The following is an 815-nucleotide window of genomic DNA, read 5'->3' as shown; positions in this document are numbered from 1 at the left end:
CGATAAATACTATCGTCTACATGACGGAACAAGAAAAGCTTTAGATCGACTATGCTGGTTAGGTGCAGAGAAAGGCTTTTGCTTTCCTGGCAGTACATATTTAGGTAAAACCTATGAAAAATCCAAAGGAACCATTGACCGTCACATAAAAGAGTTACGAGAACAAGGGCAAATTGTAACTGTCTATCGACGTTGCCCTCGTAATAACGGCAAAGGGAATCCTGTACACTTATTTGTTAACCACCCTTACTTCGAGTACTGGGTAAACTTTTTACAGCTCGATTTGACTTCTCATGTTGAAGCAGATGTTGAAGCAGAAAATGCTGATATCCCTTGTGAGAGTAAGGATGAAGAGGCGAAAAAAATCCCTACCTATAATTTAACTTTAAAAGATTTAAATAAATACATACGTAAAGACTTAGATATTAAACTTTCAACGGATTATCTACCGTCCTTTATTCCAACGCCATTTAAAGAAGCCGTACAGCCGTTTTTTAGCTATGCAGATGATATTTATCACTTATGGGGGAAAGTACGCTTAGCACACAAAATAAGCCGTCTAGAACGACCTGTTGATGAATTGGTATCAATTGCTGTTCAAGCATTTAAAGAAACCGTCTTTGCTTATAAAAGAAACCGAATAAAGACAACCTTTGAAGCCTATTTTTTCGGGACTTTAAGAGGTTTATTTGCTGCTGAGCGTAGAAGAGAAGTTCAAAGGAATAAAACTAATCCGTTATTCTATAACTTTTTAGAATTAGATGCTTAATATAGTTATCTTGAAGCCTATTTTTGTCTATAGACTGTAGAAAATG

Annotated in this window: 1 protein-coding gene; it reads left to right on the top strand. The window is 36.1% G+C overall.

The window, feature by feature from the left end; all coding sequences use genetic code 11:
- Positions 1-769: helix-turn-helix domain-containing protein (locus OK414_RS29090; RefSeq protein ID WP_263046363.1), on the top strand; the 769-nt coding region annotated here is incomplete at its 5' end.
- Positions 770-815: the final 46 nt, after the last annotated feature.

The organism is Priestia sp. JV24 (assembly GCF_025910025.1).
Taxonomy (GTDB): domain Bacteria; phylum Bacillota; class Bacilli; order Bacillales; family Bacillaceae_H; genus Priestia; species Priestia megaterium.
The sequence above is the reverse complement of the archived record's forward strand: the minus strand, read 5'-3'. Positions and strand labels throughout refer to the sequence as shown.